Here is a 22,749-nt window from a genome sequence, read left to right as displayed (position 1 = left end):
ACGCTTCGGTTCAACGCGACCGAGGCTACGGGACCGCTTCCCACGCCCAGGGGCGAGGCCCGCGCTGACCCCGTACACATGCGATCCGGTACCGGGCCTGTTCGGCAACCACCGGGTTTCCTTCGGAGAGCAGAACTGCGATGGAGACCTGGCGAAGCTCACGTATGCCAAGAAGCACCGGATAGCCGTCCCAGGTCCTCACGTCGTGTCCGTACGCGCGGCAGAAGGCCAGATACTCGTCGCGGGAGATGGAGCCGAACGTGTCGAGCGCGCCGGCCGTCGAGGTCAGATCCCATTCCGGTCGGCCGACAGAGGCGCGCTCGAAGTCCATCAGAATGCTCTTTCCGTTGGCGATGACGGCGACGTTGCCCCTCCAGGCGTCGCCGTGAACGATGCAGCGGGGAAGCCCAGTTGAAAGTTCGGCCCAGGCGATCCGAAGCTCGGCGAGTCGAGCCAACAGCCAAGCGTGATCGTCGCCAGGGAGGCTGCGGGCTTGGGCCAGCCGGGTCTCGACGCGTACGAAGGGATCGAGGTCGCCAACCTCAAAGGCTGGAACGGGAAGGCCGTGCAGTCCACGAAGGAGCGACGCCAGGTCCGCAGTTCGGCCCTGCCGGTGAGAGGGAAGCTCCTGCCAAAAGGTCACCGCTCGCTCGCCCACGTAGACGGGCTGTTCCACGGCGAGCGGCACCACGGCTGGCACATCGTGTTCGGCAAGCCATCGCGTGATGGCGATCTCCCGCCGTGCCGCGGCCTGCTGTCCAGCACGAGTGATGCGGGCAACGACGCCTCCGGGCAAGCGCCACAGCTCGTTCTCGCTCAAGCGAATCACCTCCGCCCCGCGAGCCGACAGATCCGCCATGCCGACTGCTGCCTCAAGGACGGTGCGCGATGCCTCAGTACGGCTTTGGGTCATGAGAGGACGGTAGTGGTGATCCGCTCGATCAGCTCGGCCACCTTTGGCTGTTCTCTATGAGCCTGGGCAAGATTGACCAGCTCCTGCACGTCGTCGGCCGTCCGCCGGGACCGTACGCGGCCGACATCCTGCATCGCACGGTGAGCGATCGCCGCCGCCTCCACTGGATCTCCCGTTGCCATGGTGAGCGAGGCGAGCTTGGTCCCAGAGATCGCACGCGAGCGAACGAACCTCGGCGCATGCTCATCGATGGCGATACGGAACCGCTCGGCTGCACAACCGGGCGAACGCCCGGTCAGGAGTGCGAGGTCGTACAGCGAATGTGCCGTGTCTCCGTGGTGCTGAGCCCGGTCGTAGTACCGCATCCAGACGACGTCCTCGTCGTCACGTGCGTTTGCGAAGATGTCGTCGGAGTGGCCCACAGCGGCCAGGGTCTCCTGCACCCTTTCCATCTTGGCGAGAGCCCGAGCGCGCGCATTGTGCAGCATCGCCTGCTCTCGGTGCGTCAGCAGATCGGACCTGACAAGGCCATGTTCAGCGAGTGTGAGACCAGCATCGGGTGCCCCGCACCATGTTGCTTGCCGCGAACGCCAGTTCAGTGACGTGGCACGGAGATGCCAGTCACCGCCGGCCTCCGCGCAGGCCGTGCCGAACTCCAACAGCGCACGTGCCTCATCGTGTTCGTACGCGTCGAAAGCAGATGCACCGAGGGCTGTCGCTAGCCTCCCGACCGCGGTGAACAGCGGACCCTCCAGCCCAGGAGGGCGGTTCACCTTCAAGAGCCCGGCGGCCCACCTCAGCTGACTGATGGCGGTCTCGCGGGCAAGTCCTCCGCCTCCTGCCCGGTTGTCTGCTTTCGCGAAGGAGGTAGAGGCGAGCCGTACCTCTTCCACGTCCTTCAGCCGAACGGAAGTGGGGAGCGGGGTGCTCGCCAGTGGGGGCAGTGCCCGGTCCATCCGCGATGTAGCCGCCAGAACGGCAACGCCGCCCAGGGCAAGGAAGGACCGGCGCTCGACAGGCGGCAGGGGACGATCACGGGGAGCGGAAGCAGGAGGCGGCAGCTCGCCCCCAACGACCGTCTGTGCTGTGAGAGGCTCGCCGCTCGTCCGCGTCTTGTCCGATTCAAGACGGCGCTGGTCCAAGTCCTTCTCAACCCGGTCCCACAGTCGACGCAAGGCACCACCAGCATTCAGGGCGTCGTCCAGAGCCGCGGCTAACTGCGGGTTGCAGAGCCGGTCTGCTTTTTCAATCTTCCCGATGTAGTTGCCGCTGACGTGCACCTTCAGCCCGAGGGCGTCCTGCGTAAGGCGCCGCTCTCTACGCCAGTTACGTAGCTCGACACCGAACCAGGCGAGCATCGAGTCGTTGTCATCCAGTGGCTTCGGCTGACGCGTCACGCCTTGCCCCTCCCGACTCCAGAATCGGACAACACGCCGCGACACGCGATTGTCCGATTGCCCCTATGGATCCCGACGCTCCGGTACTGGCTGAATGGTCTCACCCCTTCGATACCCCACCGGGGAGCCGACGTTCTTCGGTTCCACTCGTAACGGCACGGGGAGGTTCGCGATGCGCTACGCCGTGCCTGCCGCGGCTGAGCGCATCGGCGTGCCCACACTTGCGGAAACACCTTCGGCCCGGCAACTCCAGGGAAGCCGCAGGGCCGAAGACAGAAAGGTTGATCAATTACTGGCGCGGCAGGTCGAAGTCTCCGACCTTCAGCGCATTGGTGAAGGTCATCCACGCGCGGCCCTCAACGAGGAACGCGGGACCAGCCGGGAGCTTGGAGTCTCGAACAGCCATGCTGGCGTCTGCCAGGCGGGCCCCCTCGACGCAAGCACCTCCATCGTTGTCGCTGTGGCTGGACTTGAACCAGGTGGCATCGGTCAGGTCCGTGGCCCGGATGTGCATCTAGAGCTCCTTGCGTGCTTTCTCGATCATGCTCAGGGACTCGTCATGCCCCAGAGCGATGTTGCCGAGGTCGCGAAAGGCAACCTCGCACTTCTCGACATCATCCGCCTTGCTGGTCACGACAGTGGTGACCAGATTCTCCATGTAGACGATCGGCTTGATCACAGGGTCGGGAAACTGAAGGACGATGAATGGAGCGCCCATACAGGGGTGGCTTCCAGCACTGAACGGTACGACCTGAAGCGTCACGTTGGGGAGTCGGCCCACCTCCAGCATGTGAGCCAGCTGGCCCTTCATTACGTCAGGGCTCCCGACGACTCGGCGCAGCACGGCCTCGTTCACGATGGCGGTGAGCCTCAGCGGGTGATCGCTGCGAGTGAGGATCTCCTGTCGCAACAAGCGAACCTCGACGCGGCGTTGAACCTCATCCGCCGGCAGGTGCTGGCGAACAGCAGCATGACCTGTGCGAACGTATTCCTCGGTCTGCAGGAGCCCTGGCACAAACTCGGCCTGGTACTCGTGCAGTTCGGTGGCGATGGCCTCCAAGCCAAGGAAGGCGTCGAACCCGGGGCGAATGACGGGCCGGTACTGAGGAGACTGCCACCAGTCCTTCTTTGTCTTCGTAACGAACGCGTAGCCCTCCAGACGCGATGTCGTCTCCGCGTCGGCGTCGTACAGCTGGCACAGGACGCGAACATCCATCGGCTCGACGGGCTTGTCCCCGGTCTCGAACCGCGTGATCTTCGCGGGCGACCACGCTGTGAGGTTGGAGACCTCCTGCCCCACCAACCCCTTGGCCTTTCGCAGCTTGCGCAGCTCAATGCCCAGGTAGAGCCGACACAGAGCCGGCGATCCCGCCTCGACGTCTCCTGCCACCGTGAACCTCCCCTACCTGGTTTCACCCAGTCTCTCGGTGCATCGCCACAGTTGGCAACGTGCATGTGCGCCAGCCGCCGTGCACCCCGCCAGATTCATCAACTCGCACGACCGGCAGGCAAGTTCATTCTGCACTCGCGGGCATGAAATTTCATAGATGAGGTTTCATGTTGAAAAATCATGTGCCATCCTAGCGTTGCGATCCTGCACGCTGCGCACGTGCCGTACGACGGTGCGTGAGGACAGCGTGAGCGGAGTAACCGTCCATGACCTGCGACAAGGACTGGCGATGCACCCCACAGCGCAGCCGATCAAATCCACCCGCCCCATGAACTTCAGCCGGTTACACGTGCTGAGGTCGGGGCTGGCCGGAGACACGTGGGGTGAGCTGGATGCAGGCGGTCTCGAAGCCGCACGGGCGCGGGTGCTTCTTCCTCCGCTGGTCCGTGTCGGGCCGCCCTTGCCCGGCTTCGCGGCCTCGGGCACCAAGCCCGCGCCCCGAGAACACGCCCATCGCAGACTCCTGCTCGTCGGTCGATTGCGAGGCGTGGTGCCGGAGGCGGGCGCCAGTGCGCCCCAGCCGCAACTCCGTCCCACCTCTGACACCCACCGGGATCGAAGCCTCAGAGAAGCGGTGCCGTTGGACTCTTCCACCGCCAGGCTGACCGGGAGGCAGGCATGAGGCTCGCCGCTCAGATGCAGGGGTCCCGCACCATGCACCTGGAGTTCCCCGCGCTGGGGAAGCACGCCGGCGATGTCCGGCGGCATCTCAAGGAGCATCTCGCCACGTGGGGCTGGCTGGACATGGTCGACGACACGCTGCTGGCCGCCAACGAGGTATTCGTAAATGCCGTGGAACACGGCAGCTCGGGCGCGAGTGACACCGTATCGGTGGAGATCGACTGCGCCGCGGACACGCTTCGCATCGCCATCACCGACTCATCGCGCTCTCTGCCTGACCCGCGGGTGGCGAGCGGCTTCGCCGTTGGCGGACGCGGCCTGGCACTCGTCGCGGCGGTGAGCGACCGGTGGGGCGCTGAGGTAGCTCATGACGGCAGCGGCAAGCAGGTGTGGTTCACCCTCTCGCGCTCCAGCACTCCGTAGACCACGGCGAGCACACGACCTGCTCACCCTTCCCGATCGAGAACACGATGCCTCATCCATTACCTGCTTCCCTGCCTCCTTCCCAGACCTCGGAGGCGTCCGGCGTGCGCCATGAGACGCCCATTCCTCAACAGCCCGCGTCTGTCCGAACGTTCGAGTCCCCTACTGATCCGCCCAACGGGACGTCCCAGGACGTCCCGGCCGGGTCCTGTGGGGCGGTACCGGTGTCTCCGCGTTCCCTGAACGATTCCCGTGTGGCTCGCAGCGCTGTGTCTCCCCTGAACGAACCGCCCTTGTCGGCGAGTGGCGGCTCGATATGCCTCGGCGGCTCCTCTTGGGGGGCCGCCGAGGCGACGCTCTCATCGCCAACCTCGAACCCAGCCAGTGGAGTTGCCCCTATGTCTCGCACCATGACCTCGGCCCCCACGGCCAGCGGTGGGCAAGTGGAGGGCGCGTCCTGGCCGGAGGGCTCATTCCAGGAACTGGACCGTGACCTGAGGGCCGTTCTGTCGACGCTGGCCCCCGGGCCGTCGCCTCTCGCGGTGCAGGAGACCCTTCATCGCGAACTGACCAGACTGGTCTTCGCCGAGACTGCCTCCGTCAGCGAAGACCCGGACGAGCGACACGTCCAACTGCTGCTCATGCGCGGCCACTTGATGAGACTGCTCGGAGCAGTCCTTCCCGTCGATGCCAACGAGCCTCCTCTGGAAGATGATCGACTGGTCGTACGCGTGCGTGCCCTACTCGACGAAGAGATTCCCGGCGACGCCGTGCGTGCGGCGTCCCTGCACCGGCGGATGTCCGAGGTCGGGCGGGAGCTGCTCGCCGTCCTTCCTGCTGTCGCCGCCTCTGACGACGTTGTCGATGGCTGGGGCAGGGCTGTGTGCGCCGGGTTCGATTCGATGCGTATCCGCGAAGCCATTCGTGCGGCGAAGTCCTGGGAGCAGGCGGGGGTGTACCCGCATCCGCACACCCTCGCGGCGGTCACAAAGGCGCTCAGCGGCTACGTCACGACGCTCGTCCCATACGTCTCGATCCACTTGGAATCGCTCCCCGGCGGGAGTCGAGGGTGGTCCGCATGCGGTGAGGCGATCGAACGCTCGCAGGAGGCCCGCGACGTCGCTCCGGGAGAGGGGCTCAAGGCGGCGAGGGAGCACGCATACCGTCTCGCGGTCCACACCGAGACCCTGCTGCGCTACGCCGAACAGGACTGCGCGCGGGACGGTGAGTGACATGACCGGGTCCTATCGCGCGGCGCCCCCTCAGCGGACTCACCGTGCTCCGGCCTCACCACCGAATTCGGGCTCACCCCGCAAAGACGAGCCGGCTCCAGGGCGCGTTCGACGTGGCTGGCAACAGGCTCGCGAGCACCGGGGCGCCGTCCTCCTCGCTACCGCCATCAGCCTGCCCACCGTCTACGTCCTCGCCGAACTCGCCCTGCAGCTCAACGGCGGTTCTTAGCTCACGCCCCAACCAGCCGACCAGCAAAGTGGGCCGGCCCCGATAAGACGACGCCTGTGCCAGAACAAACACCGAAGGAGTACGACCATGCCGGCCCCGGACGAGACCATCTCGCCGCCGCTTTCCTCTCAGGAGCGGGAGGCTCTGCTGGGCATCTCTCAGGGAAGGACGACCGCAGAGACGGCCTGCGACATGGGAGTGTCCGACAGTACGGTCAAGACGTACATCCTCCGGATCGGCGGAAAGCTGGGAACTTCCGAGCGGGCGGGCATGGTGGACCTCGCCTACCGTCACGGGCACTTGGACGTCCCCGGGCCTGTGGACTACGTCGTCGAGCTGCCCAAGGAGCAGCACACCGTCCTGGCAGGGCTCGCCGGCGGAAAGACCGTCGAGGAGATCGCAGCCGACGAGAAGCGTCCGCTGGACGACGTGCGCAAGGACGCTCGACGCCTGCTGCGGGCGCTGGGCGCCTCCTCGGCCGCGCACGCGGTCACGCGGGGGTGGCAGTTCCGTCTCCTGGGACCCGCGACCGGCCATGAAAGCTCCCGAGACGTCGTCGCCGTGGCAGGACAGTCATGAACGCCCGCGTCGAGGCCGGCAGCCTGCGACCGGGCAGTAGCCGCGTTCACCAGCACGCGGGGGACGTGTTCACCTGCGATCGGCGACAGGACTTCGTGCCCCACGTGATCCGTACGCACCGAGGTGGCCGCTGGCGCAGGGTGGACCGGAACAAGAACGCCGGCGAGTGGGCGAAGTTCGTCCATCGCTCCGAGATGCTCGTGTTCGACGTCGATGACGGTGGGGAGGGCGGCCCTGGCCTCGTCACGGGCGTGATCCCGTCCAAAGAAGACGTTGCGGCACGCCTGGCCGCGCTCGCTCCAGTGCCGGGAACGGCCGTTGCCGAGATCGGCACGGATTGCGGCTGGACGGCAGCCTTGCTGGACCACCGCCTCCAGGGCGGCCAAGTCGTGACGGTCGCGGACACCGAGCGTCTCGCCGAGATCGCCCGGCAGCGCCTGCGCCCCTACCCGCGGGTCCGAGTGGTCAGCGGGCCGGACGCCGGGGTCTTGGGGCCGGCGGGCGCGTTCCACGGGCTTCTGTCCCATCGTGCGGTACGTCGTGTGCCGTGGGAATGGGTCACCCGGGTTCGTCCGGGGGGCCGGTTGTGCCTGCCCGTCCGTACCGCTCTGGGCGGATCCAGCACCCTGCTCGTCCTGACCGTGGCGCGCGACGGGGCGTCGGCCAGCGGGCGTTTCCACGCTGGACCAGCCCCGCAGACCGTGTGGCTGCGCGAGCACCGCCCCGGCGAGGGCATGCCCGTCGAATCGCAGGGCAGCCCGAGGGCGTCGGAAGCCCTGGACACGAGGGGGGCGCACGTACGGCCGGCGGCCCGGTTGTTCGCCGGGTTACTTCGCCCCGACCTTCGGATGCAGGTCGTGCGCGGCGTTGCGCAGCTCGAAGGCGAGGTTGCCGACCGCCTGCGTATTCATGACCACCAGGCGTCTCGGGCAGTGGTCTTCCTCCACTCCCCTCGCATCTACGAGTGGGGACCGCGTGATCTCGGATCCGATCTGTTCGACGCGCTCGGTCAGTGGCACGCGGCCGGAGAGCCAGAGGTTGAGCAGTTGGGCGTGACGATCACGGAGACGGAACACACGCTGTGGCTCGGCGCACCGGACGGTCCGTCGTGGCGTCTGCCCGAACTCCATACGTTCACCGGCGGGGTGGATCGAGATGCGACCTGATCACCCGATGCTCCTCCACTCCTCCGGTGCGGTCGCCGAGTTGCAGTCGCGGCCGTCGAGCGCCCGGATGCAGAACTACCTGCTCGGCGGGCGGGACCACTACATCGTCGACCGGGACGGGGCCCTTCGGGCGGCTGACCGGATGCCGTTCCTGGAGAGCGCCGTCCGCCACGAGCGCCTGTACGTGCTCCGGATGGTGCAGGCCCTGGCCGTAGCGGGCATCCGGCAGCTGGTCGACTTCGGCTGCGGCCTGCCCCATGCCCCAACGCCGGTGGATGTCCTGACCCGCATTCATCCCGACGCCCGCGCCGTGTGCATCGACAACGACGTGCTGGTGCACACCTACGCCGACGAAATGATGGGTGGCAAGGCGCCCGCAGTCGTCGAGAGCTTGTGCGCCGACGTTCGCGATCCCGAGTCGATCCTCGCCTCGCGAGAAATCCTGGAGACGATCAACTGGCGAGAACCGGTCATCCTTCTCTTCGGCAGCGTGCTCCACCACATCGAAGACGCCACGGCGCAGCCCCTGACCGTCCTCGTCGACCAGTACAAACACGTCGCCGCCACCAGCAGCGCTCTGGTCATCACGCACGCCAGCGCCGACGTCTCCGGCAAGCCCGTGCGCAGATTCGCCAAGACCATGACGACGGCCGGCTGCCCCGTCCACTTGCGGACGAAGGAGCAGATCGCCCGGCTGTTCGACGGCTGGCAACTGACCGCCCCGGGCCTGACCGCGCCACAGACACTGGCCCTCGAATACCCGGTCCCGCCCCATGCCGCCTCGTACGCCGGTACCGCCCGAAAGGAGTCCGCGCATGGCCGCGCTGTCTGATCAGCGGACCGGCGTGATCAAGCCGGTGACCAGCCCACTTCCCATGGTGTCCCGGCTAGACTCCGTGACGTCCGGAGACGGGCACCCGGGCGTCGCGGTCACTGACGCTGGACGTCACGTCTGCACCCCGGAGATCCGCATGCCCAACACCCGCGCCTTCCCGCGCGTTGCCGTAATCCACTTTGTGGGGCGGTCAGCTGATGCCGCGCCCTGCTGCCCGGACGCGTGTCGGCTCCGGACGCACCCCCGTCGGGCAGGCCGGCGGTGACCGGGCAGACGGCCTCGCATCAGGGCGGGGAGGACACGGCGCAGAGCGAGTTCGTACACGCCGCGCTGCTCCACGGCTTCGGGGCGCGAGCAACCGCGGTGACGCGGGTGCGCGCCGGGACGGACACCGTCAACCACCGCGCCGTACTCGAGGACGAACGGCAGGTCTTCGTCAAAACCATGCGCCCCGGCCAGGCCGAGGCCAAGGTACGGGCGGCAACGCATCTGGCCTGCTTCGCCCGCAGCGGGGGACTGCCGGTGCCGCGGTTCTGGCTCGGCCTCAACGGCATGCCCTTCGCCCGGCACGACGGCCGCCTCGTCACGGTGCAGGACTACGTCGACGGCGCCCCGGCCTCTGCCTGGCCCCTGACGATCTCCCTGGCCGAGGAGATCGGGTCCGTCATCAGGCGTCTTCACCGACAGCTAGCCGCCTCCCCCGGCACCCTGCCGGTCCTGTCCGCCCGTTGGTGGACCGACGCGGGCCAGCAGCGCTTCGACACCGACTACCAGCGGCTTCGCGACGTTCTCGCCCACTATGAGGGCACGGCAGCCGCGGCGCATGCGCAGATGCTGGAGGAGCGTCGTCAGGACCTGCTCGCCCACGCCGATTCGCTGCGGAAGGGCTTTCCGGCCGTTCCTGTGCGGCAGCCGTTGCATGCCGATCTGACCACGCCCAACGTGCTGTTGAGCCCGGCTGGCCGGGTGGCCGCGGTCATCGACTTCTACGCGCGCACGGGGCCAGCGGCGTGGGAGGTGGGCCGGATCGCCCTCGACCCGCGGACCGTGGCGAGCGAGAGCGACTGGGTTCCCGTCACCCTCGCTCTGATCACCGCTTACCGGGAGGAGAACCCGTATCTGCCCGGCCAGGACCTGGTCGCGTGCGCGCGCATGGCCCTGGTCCACGCGCTGCACTCGCTGTTCGGGCTGTACGAGCACTACGTCGAGCCCGGCACCTACGACGTCGGGGACGTACTGCGCTACTGGGAGCAACGACACGTAATGACCCGCCGGGTGCTCCCCCAGCTCGACTTCCTGGAAGAAGAAATCCACGCCGCGGCAGGTGCACGATGAAGCCCGGCGGACACGATCAAGCCAACGGCGAGTCCGGCGTCCAGCAGAGCACGGGGCACGAGAACGCCCCCGTCCCCCTGGAGCTCTCGGCGGGCCCGCGCCACCGGGAACCGGTCGACGTCCATCTCATTCTGCGGCGCGGCGGCGAGGTGCTGCTGAGCCGGCGGGCGGGCGACACCTACGCCTCGGGCCTGCTGCACATGCCCTCCGGGCACCTCGACGGCGACTTCGAGGACGTGGTCACCGGGCTGATCCGGGAGGCCGAGGAGGAACTCGGGATCCTCATCCGAGCAGAGCACGTCCGGTTCGCGTTGGTGATGCAGCACCGCTCGCCCGGGGGCGAGAACCGCACCGGCTGGTTCTTCGAGGTCACCCAGTGGTTCGGAGTGCCGCGCATCGCCGAGCCGCACCGCTGTTCCGAACTGGGCTGGTTCCCGCTCAGCGAACCGCCGGATGACATGGTCGCCTACTGCCGGGCCGGCCTGGAGGCGTACCGCGACGGCCACACCGCCGCCCTTCACCTCCAGGAGCCGGACGACCCCATCGCCTACGCCCCGGCAGGACCCGTCCGTCTGTATCCGCTGCCGGCCCGGGCACCGGATGCCCGCGCTGTGCTCGGTGATCAGCTCGCTGACTTCGCCGAACAGGCCATCGGCCCGCTGGTCGGAGCCATGGACTCGTCATGGGCGCGCGAAGGCTCCTGCGTGTGGAAGGTGACCGGCCGTGGCGGCGGCGTCTGGTTCCTCAAGGTGCACCAGAACAGCAGGTTCCACCGGCGCGAGGTGGGGGCCTACCGACAGTGGGTTCCGGCGCTCGGCCGGGAGCACGCGCCCCAGCTGGTGGCCGCCGACCCCGACCAGCTCGCTGCCGTCGTCACCGCCCGGGCGGGCATCAATCTGCACGGCGCCGAGCTGAGCGAGCCGACCTGGCAGGCGGTCTACCGCCAGCTCGGCCAACTGCTGCGCGCCCTTCACTCCTGCGAGCCGCCCATGATGGCGCAGGCAGTGGGCGGCCTGGCGAAACTGGAACGCCATCTGGCCGCGGCCGACGGACTCCTGGAGGACGGCGAGGAGGAGCTGATCCGCTGCCTCGCCCAGCGCCTGACGACCCTGCCGCCCATTCCTCACGGCCCGCGCCACGGCGACCTCCAGCTGCGCAACCTGCTGCTCGACGACAGCATGGTGCTGGTCCTGATCGACTGGGAACGGGCCGAAGTCGGCCCCCTCGTCAGTGACTTCATCCGCATCGCCGACACCTGGGCGAACGCCCCTGCCCGGCAGGCCGCCTTCTTCGACGGCTACGGCCGCCTGGTGTCGCCGGATGAAGCCCAGGCTCTGCAGGGCCTGTCCGCGCTCGACGCGCTCAGCGGCATCCAGTACGGCACCGCACACGGCGACCCCGAACTCGTCGAACGCGGCCACCGCACCCTGCACCGACTCCAGAAGGAGGCAGTGTGACCACATCCGATGCCCTGACGCCGGAAGCGGTGAATGCGGATGCCTGGCTTGAGTACGGGCGCCGGCAGCTCGACCGCAGCTATCAGCCCCCGGAAGTCGCCGAGATCGACTGGGGCTTTTGGGGTACCGGCCCCGGCACAGGCGTCCTCGGCGACGTCGCCGGCTACCGACTGCTGGACATCGGCTCCGGCACCGGCATCCACGCCGCGCATCTCGCCCGCGACCACGCAGCCTTCGTCGACGCCATCGACCTCTCCGCCACCCAACAGCAGCGCGCACGCGACCGGTTCGCCTCACTGCCGGGTGTGCGGTTCCTGCTCGGTGACGCCGCGGCGCACCTGCGCGACGCCGAGCCCTACGACCTCGTCTACTCCGTGCACGGCCTGTCCTACATCGACCCGTACCGGCTGCTGCCCGTGCTGCGGGACGGGATCCGGCCGAACGGACGACTGGTCTTCTCCGTCCTGCACACCGACCTCAACGAGGGCCCCTCCACCACCGTCACTGCCCGCCACGGAGAGGTACGGCTGGCGAAGACCGCGCCGATCCCGGTGCAGATGTGGGTTCTCGCCCCCGACGTGTGGGAACGGCTGCTGGCCGAGAACGGCTTCGCCGTGGAGTCCACCGTCCTCCTGCACGCCCCGGGCCCCGACAACCCGGTGGTAGTCCAGCTCATCCAGGCCCGCCGCCATCAGCACACCGCCCCACCCCGCATCGCGGCACAGGAGCGCAGCCATCGCCCGCCCCTCGCGCAGGCCGCCTTAGGCGTCGGCATCATCGTCACCAACCCGGACGGCCACGTGCTGATGGGCCAACACCGCCTGGGCACTTTCGAGTTGCCCGGCGGCAAGGTGGACGCCACAGGCTCCGCGGGCGAGTCGATCGAGACAGCCGCCATCCGTGAACTCGCCGAGGAGACCGGGCTCGTCGCCAACCCCGGGGACGTCCGAGTGCTCGCGCTGCTGCTGGACGCACGGCACAGCCTCAACCGCCTCACCGCCGCCGTCCTGGTCCGCCGCTTCGAGGGCACCCCGACCGCCAGGGAACCGAACGTGGTCGCGGAATGGCGGTGGCACCGCCTGGACGCTCTTCCCGGCCCGCTATTCGTACCCTCCGCCCAGGTCCTGAGCTGCTGGCGTCCCGACCTGCCCATCGACCATCCCCCCGCCCACCGCTACCCCGTGTGTGTCCACCCGTCCGCCTTGGCCACGCACTGACCACGACGAAAGAGGGAGTCCGCCGTGACATCGGCGCTGTTCCGATTCGGCACGTACAACCTGTTCAACCTTGAGATACCGACCACGCCCGAGCAAAAACGCCGCTACGAGCTGATCGTCGGCATCATCCGCGCCGCCTTCCAGAACCGCACCGGCATCCTCGGCGTCCAAGAACTCCTCGGCCCCACCCACACCGAAGCCCGGCGGCTGCTACGCATGCTCGCCCAGGACACCGGCCTGATGTGCGAAGCGACTCCGGCCCGCGGCAAGAAGGCGATCCCCGCCCTGGCCAGCCAGTCGCCGGGGGCGAGTGCCAACCGCTTTCACGTCGGCCTGCTGTGGACGCAGGACGTCGAGCCGGTGCCCGGCAGCCTGCGGGCGTACGAGGGCGGCAGCGACTTCTGGCACGGCCTGACCATGGCCGACTTCCATGCCGGCGGCACAATGCCCACTCGCTGGTGCTCGTACCACGCCGACCCCTTCCGCCCGGAGCGGCGCCTGCAGGAGGCCCACCGCGTGCTCTCTGTGTTCCAGGAGCCGGACGTGGCCGGCGGGGTCGCGGCCGACTGGAACTCGATCAGTGCCGACCGCCGCCCGGACGGCTCGTACTACGATCCCGAGCCCTACCTGGAGCAAAACCACTCCAAGCTCCGCTACCAGGTCACATTCGACCCCAGCAACCCCGACGCCCCCAAGCTGGCGAACCGTGATGCCGGGGAATTCCTGCGCCGTGACCCCGGCGGACTCCGGGATACCGCCGCCGTCCTGGACACTCAGTGGCAGTGGTCGTGCGGGCACTGGATGGACGCCAAGGGCCGCCCCGACGACTTCGGCCGGCGCCGCATCGACACCCTCCGCGTCACCGAGAACGTCGCCTCCACCGCTCGCGCGCACCTCACCCACTACGGCCCCGACGCCGAGGCCGCCTCGGACCACCTGCTGGTCACCGCCGACTTCGCCCTGCACGAGCTGGAGGTGACAGCAGCATGAAGGCGTTCATGAGTGCTAGCCGACGGTGGCGCGCCGAAGGCGCACCCACCGAGGACAGCGTCCGCCCGCATGTGCTGTGGCTGCCGCCCCCCGAGGTGATCGACTACTTCGGGGAGGTACGCGAGGTCCTCGCTCCGTACGAGGACCTCGTGGCCCCCATCGCCGACGAGGACCTGCACTGGACCATCCAGGGCGCCATGTCGCACGACTATGCCGACGAGCGTGTCGGCCCCCGCCAACTCAAGGACGCCGCAGACGCCCTTCGCACCGAACTGGCCGACCAAGAACCGTTCACGCTCGACATCGGACCGGTCGCCCTCAGCCGCAGCGCGGTGCTCACTCGCATCTGGCCCCATGACGTGCCCGCCGATCCGCCGCTGCACCTGAACCTGCGTACACGGGCCGGTCTGTCAAACGCCGGCCTCGTCCTGCCCGAGGCCGCCGAGGCGTACTTCCCTCATATGTCGGCGGCTTACGGAAAGGTCGACACCCACTACCTCGCTCAGATGGACCGCGCCGACTCGCTGGCCTCCGCCCTGCTGCGCCGCGCCCGCCATCACGTGTCCACCCGCGTTGACTCGGTGTGGCTGGTGATGGAAACCCAGCACCCTGACCGCCACACCTACACGTTCGAACGCATCCAGGAGGTGTCCTTGGGCCGCAGAGCCAACCGCTCCTGACCAACCGGCATCCGCCGGCGAACCGCGCGAGGTCCCTATGCCTGCGCAGTTGTGCAAGAACACCACGTAAGGAACCCCTTTCCATGACCGATGTGACCATGGACCCCGACGAGGCCACCCAGCTCCGCAACAAGGTCGTCGACCAGCTCATGGAGGACGGCACGATCGTGTCGCCCGCGGTCGAGGCCGCCATGCGCAAGGTGCCCCGGCACCTGGCCGTGCCCGAGGCGCCGCTCAGCGACGCCTACAGCACGTACAACGCCGTGATCACCAAGGAGGACGAGCACGGCAACCACACCAGCTCGGTCTCCGCCCCGCAGATCCAGGCAATGCAGCTGGAGCAGGCCGACATCCGCCCCGGCGACAAGGTGCTGGAGATCGGCACCAACGGGCCGAACGCCGCCTACCTCGCGGAGCTGGTCGGGCCCACCGGTCAGGTCACCACCGTCGACATCGACCCCGCGCCCGCCGACCGCGCCAGGCAGTTCCTCAGCGAGACCGGCTACACCAACGTCAACGTCGTGGTCGCCGACGCGGAGGACGGTGTCGCCAAGTACGCCCCCTACGACGCGATCGTGGTGACGCTCGGCGCCTGGGACATCCCTCCCGCCTGGATCGACCAGCTCAAGGACGACGGCCGACTCGTCGTGCCGCTACGCATCAACGGCCTGACCCGCACGTACGGGTTCATCCGGCAGGCTGACCACCTCGTCGCCGCCAGCGCCCACGTGTGCGGCTTCGTCGCGGTGCAAGGCGCCGGCTCCCACGCCCAGCAGGTCATGCAGCTCCCCGGAGCGGAGGACGTCACTCTGCGCTTCGACGAAGGCTTGCCCGCCAACCCCTCTCTGCTGGACGGCGTCCTGAACAGCGCCCGCGCCGAGACGTGGACCGGCGTGACCGTCGCCAGCCAGGAGCCCATCGGCACCCTCCAGATGTACCTGTCCACACAGGTCGAGACGTTCTGCTTCATGTCCACCAACCCCGAGTTGGCCACCGGCAAGATCGGCCCCACGGGCAACAGCTGGTCCATGGTCGCCATCGACGGGCCGCACTTCGCCTACAGCGTCGTGCGCCGCGACACCGAGAAGAAGACCGCAGAGTACGGCGTCCACGCCTTCGGGCCCGACGCAGCCGAGTTCGCTGAGCGAATCGCCGACATCTTCCGCACCTGGGGCGAAAAGCTCCGCGGCGCTGACGGCCCGCACATCGCCCTCTACCCGGCGGGCACGCCCGATGACCGGATCACCGGCGACCGGATCATCGACAAGAGGCACAGCCGGATTTCGATCTCCTGGCCCACCGCGTAGAACACGGCGCCGGGCCAGGCCGTCCTGCACCATCCCATCGGACAAAGAGAGTGATCGCCATGACCACTGCCGTACTCGACCACCCCACCGCCCCGGCCGACCTGCCGGTCGACAGCCTCGCCGACGACGACTTCGAGCTGGACATCAAGGTCGTCATCTCCGAGAGCCCGCTCACCGTCTTCATGTGCCCCACCAGCGACGGCTGCGGCAACACCTGCGAGAACGGGGCCAGCGCCTGCCAGTCCTCCATCGAGGACGCCGCCTGACACGCGGCGTTAGCCGGGGCGGCAGCCGATCACCGCTGCCGCCCCGGCACCACCCGTCCGCGCACCCCACAACAGGAAGGGACACCGGTGGCCCAGGGATCACCCCTCACGTATCAGTGGCAGCCCGGAATGCTGCTGCGCGCCTCCACCGCTTCGCGGCCGATCCCCGTGCCGGACTTCGACCTGCACGGCGACGACGCCACGATCCGCGGTCGGCAGTGGCTCGAGGAGGTATGGCGCGCCCCGGTGCCGACGGCACTGTCCGCAGCCAGCCCCGTCCTGTGCCAGCGCGTCGCCGAGATCCTCAACGGCACCGTCACCGACGGCCGCCGTATCAGGCGGGCCGTCCGGTCTGTTGCCGCGTACCTCCTGCGGTGGAACCACCGGCCCACCCCGTTCGGGGTGTTCGCCGGCGTCGCCCCCGCTGAGCCCGCTCAAACCGCCCACGTTCTGTGGGGCAAGGGGTACCGCACGGTTCTGCGGCCTGATTCCGACTGGCTGACGGATGTCATTACCCGCCTGGAGAACCACCCCGCCCTGCTGGCCCGGCTGACGGTCGTGGCCAACAACACCGGCCGCTCCCGTGGCGACCGGCATGTGGTGGAGGGCATGCCGACCGACGCGCATGCCTCCGGCTACGCCCCGATCGAGCTGTCCGTCCGCCTGACCCGGCCCGTGGCTGCTGTGCTGGCCTCGAGCCGCGCCCCCATTCCGCACGACAGGCTCATGCATCAGTTGGCCCACCAGTTCCCTACGGCGCGCCCAGAACAGCTCACCGGCCTGATCTTCGATCTGGTGAGCAAGAACATTCTGATCAGCAGTCTGTGGCCCCCGATGACCTCGATCGACACCCTCGCACACCTATGCGACGAGCTGGAAAAAGCTGATGCCTCCAGCATCCCCGACCTCGCAGAATTGACCTCCCAACTCGCCTCAATCCGGGCTGATATGAACCAGCCCGACACGACCGCCCCCTGGACGCCCAGCGACGGGTTGGCGCAGAGCATGCAGCTCGTGAGTTCCACCGGCCGCGTCCCCTCCTCGTGGACGCCGCACTGGACTGCACCGCCCGCATCCCCGAAGCCCTCCTGGCCGAAGCCGCCGAAGCCGCCCAGGTCATGCACCAGCTGTCGCCCCATCCGTACGGGTATCCGCAATGGCGCGACTACCACCAGCGGTTCCTCGACCGGTACGGCACCGAGGCCCTCGTGCCCGTACTGGATGTGGTCGCAGACAGCGGCCTCGGCCTGCCCGCGGGCTTCCTGGGCTCCGAGCGCGCCCGCCCTCCCTATAAGGTGACCGACCGGGACCAGAAGATCCTGCGCCTGCTCCAGGAGGCGATACTCGGCGGGCAGCGTGAGCTGGTCCTCACCCGGGCGACGATCGCCGACCTGACCGCCGACCACGCCGAACCGCTACTGCCCCTGCCCCGGGCCGAGATCGCCGTGGAAATCCACGCCCCCACTCTGGACGCCGTGCAGCGCGGCGACTACCGGCTGCTGGTCACCGGCGCCCCCCGCCCCGGCAGCAGCATGCTCGGCCGGTTCGCGCACCTTCTCCCTCCGTCCACACAAACCGCGCTCACCGACTCCTACGCAACCGTCGACCCCAATGCTGTCGCGGCGCAACTGTCGTTCACCCCTCGACGGCGCCGCAACGAGAACATCGCCCGCACCATGCAGGTCCTGCCCTTCACCATCCCCCTCGGCCAGCACCACGAGCCCGGCCCCCGCGTGATCCCGCTCGACGACCTCGCGGTCACTGCCGATACCCGCCGGTTCTATCTGGTGCGCAGGTCAACGGGGCAGCACATCGAGCCTCGCGTCACCCACGCGCTGGAAGCATCCGTCCACACGCCGCCGCTCGCCCGCTTCCTGGCGGAGATCACCACCGCCCGCAACGCCGCCTACCGGCAGTTCACCTTCGGCGTCGCCTCCACCCTGCCCTACCTGCCACGCGTGCGGTACAAACGAACGATCCTCGCGCCTGCCCGTTGGCTGCTGTCCGCCGAGGAACTGCCCGGCCGGTCCGCTCCCATGGCCGACTGGGACAAGGCACTTGCCCGGTGGCGCGAGCGGCTCTGCGTCCCCGATCACCTGGCTCTTGTCGAAGACGGCCAGCAGCTGCCCCTCGACCTCAACCAGCGCATCCACCGGGCGCTGCTGCGCGCCGGCGTGGACCGCAACCGCGTTGTCGAACTGCGCGAAAGCACCACCGCGCAGGACTGGGCATGGATCGGCCGCCCCCACCAGCTCTTGATTCCCTTGGCGAACTCCGCCCCGGCCGACCCTCCACGTCTGCGGGATGGCGCTGCCGCAGCCCCGGGGACGCCCAGCCCGTCCACCGTCCTGTGTGCCCGGCTGTTTGCCCACCCCCAGCGGTACGACGAGATCCTGTCCGACCACCTGTCCACTCTGCTCGACCAGTTCGCCACCATGCCGCTCTGGTGGTTCAGGCGCCATCACGACACAACCCGGCCGGACTCCGACCAGCATCTGGACCTGTACCTGCACCTTCCCGATCCAACCGCCTTCGGTCCGACCGCTCAACTGGTCAACACTTGGGCAGACTCGCTCCGCAGCCAACATCTGGCAGCCCGCCTGGAGTTGGCCGCCTACCCGCCCCAGACCGGCCCCTTCGGCCACGGCCCCGCTCTGGACGCCGCGCACCGGGTGTTCGCCGCGGACTCCGCCGCCGGCGTGGCACAGATCCGTGCCGCTGCGGACGACGCCGCCGCCGCGCAGGCCCTGACTGCTGCGAGCCTGTTCGACCTGGCGGTGTGGTTCACCGGCGACACAGATCAGGCGTCGGACTGGCTGACCCGCACTCTGCCTCAAGAACGCGGCCCCATACCCCGGGATCGAATCGCCCTGGCCCAGGCGCTGGCCGATCCCGAGCACACCGCTCTCCAGGCCCTGCCGGGCGGCCCCGATGTCATCGCCGCCTGGCGGCAGCGCGCTGCCGCCCTGACCGCCTACCGGCAGCAGCTGGCCACCGGGCACAGCCCCGACAGCGTGCTGCGGTCGCTGCTCCACGAGCACCATGTGCGGGCGCTGCCCGTCGACCCCGATCACGAACGCACCACCGGTCGGCTCACCCGAGCCTGCGCCCTGCGACACCGGGAGCGGCAGCCGTGACCACCACAACCAGCCCGGCCCTGCTGGCGGACTCCTTCGCAGCCCACCTGGCCACCCCCGTCCCGCCGCCCGAAGACCAGCCCTGGGCGGCGCAGGACCTGGCCGCCGGCGCCGCCGGATCCGCGCTCCTGCACATCGAGCGCGCCCGCACCGGAGACGGCACCTGGCAGCAAGCACACCCCTGGATCAAGACCGCCGTCGCCACCCCCGTCAGCGCCGCCGACACCAGCGGCCTGTACCTGGGGGCGCCCGCCGCCGCGTTCATGCTCGACTGCGCCGTCACCGCCGAGGCGCCCCGCTACCAGAACGCGCTGGCAGCCCTGGACCACCACGTGTCTCAACTCGCCCACCGCAGATGCGACGCGGCACGCACCCGCATGCAACACGGGCGTCCAGCCGGCTTCCACGAGTACGACATCTTCTACGGACTCACCGGCATCGGCGCGTACCTGCTGCGCCGGACCCCATCCGGCGCCGCGATGGCACGCGTCCTGGCCTACCTCGTACAGCTCACCCGCCCCATCCGGCACCGTGACTGGGGCGTGCTGCCCGGCTGGTGGGTCGATCACCAGCCCGACCTCACCCCGTCCACCGTCGCCGCCGGCCACGCCAACTTCGGCGCCGCCCACGGCATTACCGGCCCACTGCTGCTCCTTGCCCGCGCGCTGCGTCACGGTGTGAAGGTCGACGGACAGGAAGACGCCGTCGACACCATCCTTCACTGGCTCGATAGGTGGCGGCAGGACGGCCCCGCCGGATTCTGGTGGCCCGAGCACCTCCGCCTCGGTGAACTCCGCGCCGGCCGTCCCGCCCAGCGCGGCCCGGTACGGCCCAGTTGGTGCTATGGCACCCCCGGCATCGCCCGTGCCGGACAGCTCGGCGCCCTCGCGCGCCGTGATCCGGATCGCCAGCGCCTGTACGAGGACGCCCTGGTCCGCTGCCTGACCGATTCCGATCAGCTGTCCAAGATCACCGACGCGGGCCTGTGCCACGGCTGGGCGGGTGTCTATCAGACCGCCTTCCGCGCCGCCCACGACGCCGCCGCCCCGGCTCTGCGCGCCGCGCTGCCCGACCTGGCCGCCGTCCTGACCCGGCACGCCCAGCCCGGCCGCGACCCCGGTCTACTCCAAGGCGACGCGGGCACCGCCCTCGCCCTGACCACCGCAGCCCACGGCGCTGCGCCGACCTCGGGATGGGACGCATGCCTACTGATCGACTGAACAGGACCACCCTCCTGGAAGCGACCCTGCCCGCCGTGCTGGACGTCCTGGCCGGTACCGACACAGACACCGCCGCAGCCCGCGCCGGACTCGAACCCGCCGACCTGGACGCCGCCGTCGCCGTCTACCGGCAGGCAGGGCGACAAGCCCTCGCCCAACAAGCGGGACCTCCGGCATGGCGTCAGCTGTACATCCAGTTCACCGACTGGGCCAAGGCCGAGCAGACCGCCGCCGACCACCTCGCCCCCGTCCTGGACCTGGCCCGACAGGACGACTTGATCACCGGGTGGTGGTTCATCCGCAAGCACCCGTGCTGGCGGATACGACTGCTCCCGGCCTTCGAGACGCAACTCCCCCCGGCACTATCCGACACGCTCGAGGAACTCACGGCCGCCGGGGCAGTCCACCGCTGGTGGCCCGGCATCTACGAGCCCGAGACCGCGGCGTTCGGCGGCGACACCAGCATGACCATCGCCCACACACTGTTCCACGCCGACAGCCACGCCATCCTCACCACACCTCACGGCGAGCTGGGCCGCCGGGAGTTGTCACTGCTGCTGTGCGCCACCCTGATGCGCGCCGCCGGACTGGAGTGGTACGAGCAAGGAGACGTCTGGCACCGCGTCACCCGGGAACGTCCCCTTCCCCCAGACGTACCGACCGCCAAAATCCACGCCCTGGCCGACAACCTCCGACAGCTGCTCATCGCCGACACCAGCCCCTCTGGCCCCATGCTCCAGTCGGACCGCACCCTCAAGTCCGCCGCCGACTGGGTGAGCGCGTTTCGGCAGGCCGGAAGAGACCTCGGCGCAGCCGCCCGGGACGGAGCCCTCGACCGCGGCCTGCGTGCGGTCATCGCATACCACGTGATCTTCCACTGGAACCGGATCGGTCTGCCCGCCCGCACCCAGAGTGTGCTCGCTCATGCGGCATATACCGCGATCCTGCATCCCGCCGACCTCATGGAAAGGCCCATGCCGTGACCGCGCCGCCACCGCACCCACAGGCAAGGCTCCGTCGGCTCTCCCGGCGGTTACCGCTGGTCAGCCGGTCCCACCTCGTCTACCCCAGCTTCGCCGCCCGGCTCGACGAAGTCCTCTCCTGCTCAAAGAAGTCGGCGCAGGACGGAACGCTCCGCGACCGGATCAACCTCGCATGTGCCACCTGGAACCTGTCTGCACTGATCGCCTCCGACTGCGGGCTGACCGATCTGGCTACAGACCTCTGCCTGCGTCAGCTCCGTCTCTTCCAGGCCGCATGGCCCGTCACCGGGGACACGGCCATCGCCAGCCTCCAGCCCATCGTCAACCTCGTACGGCTGACCGCCCGAACCGGTAACCCTCATACCGCCTATCAGCAGCTCATGAGCGTGTACCGCGCCGCCCGCGACGGCGGCATCGTGACCGTCCACGGACAGGCCATCGACCTCACCGGCTTCACCACCGACGCCGCCCAGGACCACATCCAACCCTGGCTCCACGACCTCCTGCTCGACGACGGCACCCGGCTCCTGGTCGCCGCCGGCCAATGGCATGCGGCGGCCGAACACGCGACCGCCTACGACGAGCATCCCGAGCGCCTGTACGGGAGCAGACAAGCACGCATCGTGGCGAACCTGCACACCGACGCTCTGGACACGGCCAACTCCCTGATCGACAAAGCCGCGATCACGGAGCCGTGGGAGGAAGCCGTCGCGCAGGTCCTCCGCCACTACGCCGATCACTTTGCCGGCCGCGCCGCAGCTCAAGGGTTCGCCGCTATGGCACTCGCCGTCCGGGAGGTCCTGGAGTCGCCCCCGCCGCACCTGCGCATGTTCCGGGTGCGGCTGGCCCTGGCGGCGATCGACCTAGCGCCGGAAGGCTGTGAAATCCTCGCGCGCCCCCTGTGCGACGCGATCGTCAGCGACACCACACTGGCGCGTGACGCGTACGCAGCACGCGAAATCCTCCGCCACCCCGCTACACCGACTGACGAGCGCTCACGCCATGAGCTGGAGGCGATCGTCCACGACGGCGGCCTCGGCCGGGGCGCCCTGCCGGAATCGGTGCTGTCCACGATGTTGCGGGCCGTCAGCTCGGCTGGGGCGAGCCTCGCCCAGTGCCTCACTCAGGAGGGAGGGGTATCGCCACATGCAAGACAGCCAGGCGTCCGTTGAGGCAATGCTCGCCAGCCCTCGGGGCGTGGGACCGGTGCCGCTCTCGCCTGCCCTCCAATCGCCGCCTTCGACCGCATCTGAGTGCCTCCGACCTGCACGGGCCGCGGTGGGATCCGCTGCGCCGCCAAGTCGCTTGCGTA

Annotated in this window: 20 protein-coding genes and 1 pseudogene; 17 read left to right on the top strand and 4 right to left on the bottom strand. The window is 68.9% G+C overall.

The window, feature by feature from the left end; translation table 11 throughout:
- Positions 1 to 25 precede the first annotated feature (25 nt).
- From ACQEWB_RS31655 to ACQEWB_RS31640, 4 genes are all read right to left on the bottom strand, one after another.
- Positions 26 to 913, bottom strand: a complete 888-nt coding sequence (locus ACQEWB_RS31655) for a phosphotransferase (protein WP_432836980.1) — start codon at positions 911 to 913, stop codon at positions 26 to 28.
- Complete coding sequence (locus ACQEWB_RS31650) at positions 910 to 2,310, bottom strand: helix-turn-helix transcriptional regulator (RefSeq protein ID WP_432836978.1); 1,401 nt, start codon at positions 2,308 to 2,310, stop codon at positions 910 to 912. The genes ACQEWB_RS31655 and ACQEWB_RS31650 overlap by 4 nt, the downstream gene beginning before the upstream one ends.
- A 289-nt stretch (positions 2,311 to 2,599) precedes the next feature.
- On the bottom strand, positions 2,600 to 2,824 hold the full coding sequence (locus ACQEWB_RS31645) for a DUF397 domain-containing protein (RefSeq protein WP_432836976.1): 225 nt from the start codon (positions 2,822 to 2,824) through the stop codon (positions 2,600 to 2,602).
- Positions 2,825 to 3,700, bottom strand: a complete 876-nt coding sequence (locus tag ACQEWB_RS31640) for a helix-turn-helix domain-containing protein (RefSeq protein ID WP_432836974.1) — start codon at positions 3,698 to 3,700, stop codon at positions 2,825 to 2,827.
- Positions 3,701 to 4,378: 678 nt separating this feature from the next.
- Between ACQEWB_RS31640 and ACQEWB_RS31635 the strand changes: the two genes are divergently transcribed.
- From ACQEWB_RS31635 to ACQEWB_RS31555, 17 genes and pseudogenes are all read left to right on the top strand, one after another.
- Positions 4,379 to 4,804 (top strand): ATP-binding protein, encoded by a 426-nt coding sequence (locus ACQEWB_RS31635; protein ID WP_432836972.1) that lies wholly within the window; start codon positions 4,379 to 4,381, stop codon positions 4,802 to 4,804.
- Between the two features lie 410 nt (positions 4,805 to 5,214).
- Complete coding sequence (locus ACQEWB_RS31630) at positions 5,215 to 6,036, top strand: DUF6415 family natural product biosynthesis protein (RefSeq protein ID WP_432836970.1); 822 nt, start codon at positions 5,215 to 5,217, stop codon at positions 6,034 to 6,036.
- Positions 6,037 to 6,352: 316 nt separating this feature from the next.
- On the top strand, positions 6,353 to 6,844 hold the full coding sequence (locus ACQEWB_RS31625) for a LuxR C-terminal-related transcriptional regulator (RefSeq protein ID WP_432836968.1): 492 nt from the start codon (positions 6,353 to 6,355) through the stop codon (positions 6,842 to 6,844).
- The gene (locus ACQEWB_RS31620; protein WP_432836966.1) at positions 6,841 to 8,010 is read left to right on the top strand and encodes a protein-L-isoaspartate O-methyltransferase family protein; all 1,170 of its coding nucleotides are present in this window, start codon (positions 6,841 to 6,843) and stop codon (positions 8,008 to 8,010) included. The genes ACQEWB_RS31625 and ACQEWB_RS31620 overlap by 4 nt, the downstream gene beginning before the upstream one ends.
- The gene (locus ACQEWB_RS31615) at positions 8,000 to 8,842 is read left to right on the top strand and encodes an SAM-dependent methyltransferase (protein ID WP_432836964.1); all 843 of its coding nucleotides are present in this window, start codon (positions 8,000 to 8,002) and stop codon (positions 8,840 to 8,842) included. Before ACQEWB_RS31620 ends, ACQEWB_RS31615 begins: the two co-directional genes overlap by 11 nt.
- Positions 8,843 to 9,106: 264 nt before the next feature.
- Complete coding sequence (locus ACQEWB_RS31610; RefSeq protein WP_432836962.1) at positions 9,107 to 10,180, top strand: phosphotransferase enzyme family protein; 1,074 nt, start codon at positions 9,107 to 9,109, stop codon at positions 10,178 to 10,180.
- Positions 10,177 to 11,637, top strand: coding sequence for a phosphotransferase (locus ACQEWB_RS31605; RefSeq protein ID WP_432836960.1), 1,461 nt, complete (start codon positions 10,177 to 10,179; stop codon positions 11,635 to 11,637). Before ACQEWB_RS31610 ends, ACQEWB_RS31605 begins: the two co-directional genes overlap by 4 nt.
- Positions 11,634 to 12,854 (top strand): bifunctional class I SAM-dependent methyltransferase/NUDIX hydrolase, encoded by a 1,221-nt coding sequence (locus ACQEWB_RS31600; RefSeq protein WP_432836958.1) that lies wholly within the window; start codon positions 11,634 to 11,636, stop codon positions 12,852 to 12,854. The genes ACQEWB_RS31605 and ACQEWB_RS31600 overlap by 4 nt, the downstream gene beginning before the upstream one ends.
- Positions 12,855 to 12,878: 24 nt before the next feature.
- On the top strand, positions 12,879 to 13,844 hold the full coding sequence (locus tag ACQEWB_RS31595; protein ID WP_432836956.1) for an endonuclease/exonuclease/phosphatase family protein: 966 nt from the start codon (positions 12,879 to 12,881) through the stop codon (positions 13,842 to 13,844).
- An 8-nt stretch (positions 13,845 to 13,852) separates the two neighbouring features.
- Positions 13,853 to 14,524, top strand: coding sequence for a 2'-5' RNA ligase family protein (locus tag ACQEWB_RS31590; protein WP_432836954.1), 672 nt, complete (start codon positions 13,853 to 13,855; stop codon positions 14,522 to 14,524).
- Positions 14,525 to 14,607: 83 nt separating this feature from the next.
- Positions 14,608 to 15,831, top strand: a complete 1,224-nt coding sequence (gene fxlM / locus ACQEWB_RS31585; protein WP_432836952.1) for a methyltransferase, FxLD system — start codon at positions 14,608 to 14,610, stop codon at positions 15,829 to 15,831.
- A gap of 59 nt (positions 15,832 to 15,890) precedes the next feature.
- Positions 15,891 to 16,097, top strand: a complete 207-nt coding sequence (locus tag ACQEWB_RS31580) for an FxLD family lanthipeptide (RefSeq protein WP_432836950.1) — start codon at positions 15,891 to 15,893, stop codon at positions 16,095 to 16,097.
- A 129-nt stretch (positions 16,098 to 16,226) separates the two neighbouring features.
- A pseudogene (locus tag ACQEWB_RS31575) lies at positions 16,227 to 18,202 on the top strand (lantibiotic dehydratase family protein); the annotation flags it as partial.
- Positions 18,203 to 18,271: 69 nt separating this feature from the next.
- Positions 18,272 to 19,234 (top strand): thiopeptide-type bacteriocin biosynthesis protein, encoded by a 963-nt coding sequence (locus ACQEWB_RS31570; RefSeq protein WP_432844117.1) that lies wholly within the window; start codon positions 18,272 to 18,274, stop codon positions 19,232 to 19,234.
- Entirely contained in the window at positions 19,231 to 20,454 is a 1,224-nt protein-coding gene (locus tag ACQEWB_RS31565; protein ID WP_432836948.1) for a lanthionine synthetase C family protein, read from the top strand. Before ACQEWB_RS31570 ends, ACQEWB_RS31565 begins: the two co-directional genes overlap by 4 nt.
- Complete coding sequence (locus tag ACQEWB_RS31560) at positions 20,436 to 21,437, top strand: thiopeptide-type bacteriocin biosynthesis protein (RefSeq protein ID WP_432836946.1); 1,002 nt, start codon at positions 20,436 to 20,438, stop codon at positions 21,435 to 21,437. Before ACQEWB_RS31565 ends, ACQEWB_RS31560 begins: the two co-directional genes overlap by 19 nt.
- Positions 21,434 to 22,609: a hypothetical protein gene (locus ACQEWB_RS31555; RefSeq protein ID WP_432836944.1), complete on the top strand. Its 1,176-nt coding sequence runs from the start codon at positions 21,434 to 21,436 to the stop codon at positions 22,607 to 22,609. Before ACQEWB_RS31560 ends, ACQEWB_RS31555 begins: the two co-directional genes overlap by 4 nt.
- Positions 22,610 to 22,749: the final 140 nt, after the last annotated feature.

Source organism: Streptomyces sp. CA-249302 (assembly GCF_050936785.1).
Lineage (GTDB): Bacteria > Actinomycetota > Actinomycetes > Streptomycetales > Streptomycetaceae > Streptomyces.
The sequence above is the reverse complement of the archived record's forward strand: the minus strand, read 5'-3'. Positions and strand labels throughout refer to the sequence as shown.

What these genes read in the sequence shown, in the direction of transcription:
- ACQEWB_RS31620 (WP_432836966.1), top strand. Translation starts at nt 6,841, where the DNA reads ATGAACGCCCGCGTCGAGGCCGGCAGCCTGCGACCGGGCAGTAGCCGC.
- ACQEWB_RS31630 (WP_432836970.1), top strand. Translation starts at nt 5,215, where the DNA reads ATGACCTCGGCCCCCACGGCCAGCGGTGGGCAAGTGGAGGGCGCGTCC.
- ACQEWB_RS31590 (WP_432836954.1), top strand. Translation starts at nt 13,853, where the DNA reads ATGAGTGCTAGCCGACGGTGGCGCGCCGAAGGCGCACCCACCGAGGAC.
- ACQEWB_RS31635 (WP_432836972.1), top strand. Translation starts at nt 4,379, where the DNA reads ATGAGGCTCGCCGCTCAGATGCAGGGGTCCCGCACCATGCACCTGGAG.
- ACQEWB_RS31580 (WP_432836950.1), top strand. Translation starts at nt 15,891, where the DNA reads ATGACCACTGCCGTACTCGACCACCCCACCGCCCCGGCCGACCTGCCG.
- ACQEWB_RS31655 (WP_432836980.1), bottom strand. Translation starts at nt 913, where the DNA reads ATGACCCAAAGCCGTACTGAGGCATCGCGCACCGTCCTTGAGGCAGCA.
- ACQEWB_RS31605 (WP_432836960.1), top strand. Translation starts at nt 10,177, where the DNA reads ATGAAGCCCGGCGGACACGATCAAGCCAACGGCGAGTCCGGCGTCCAG.
- ACQEWB_RS31645 (WP_432836976.1), bottom strand. Translation starts at nt 2,824, where the DNA reads ATGCACATCCGGGCCACGGACCTGACCGATGCCACCTGGTTCAAGTCC.
- ACQEWB_RS31560 (WP_432836946.1), top strand. Translation starts at nt 20,436, where the DNA reads ATGCCTACTGATCGACTGAACAGGACCACCCTCCTGGAAGCGACCCTG.
- ACQEWB_RS31625 (WP_432836968.1), top strand. Translation starts at nt 6,353, where the DNA reads ATGCCGGCCCCGGACGAGACCATCTCGCCGCCGCTTTCCTCTCAGGAG.
- fxlM (WP_432836952.1), top strand. Translation starts at nt 14,608, where the DNA reads ATGACCGATGTGACCATGGACCCCGACGAGGCCACCCAGCTCCGCAAC.
- ACQEWB_RS31615 (WP_432836964.1), top strand. Translation starts at nt 8,000, where the DNA reads ATGCGACCTGATCACCCGATGCTCCTCCACTCCTCCGGTGCGGTCGCC.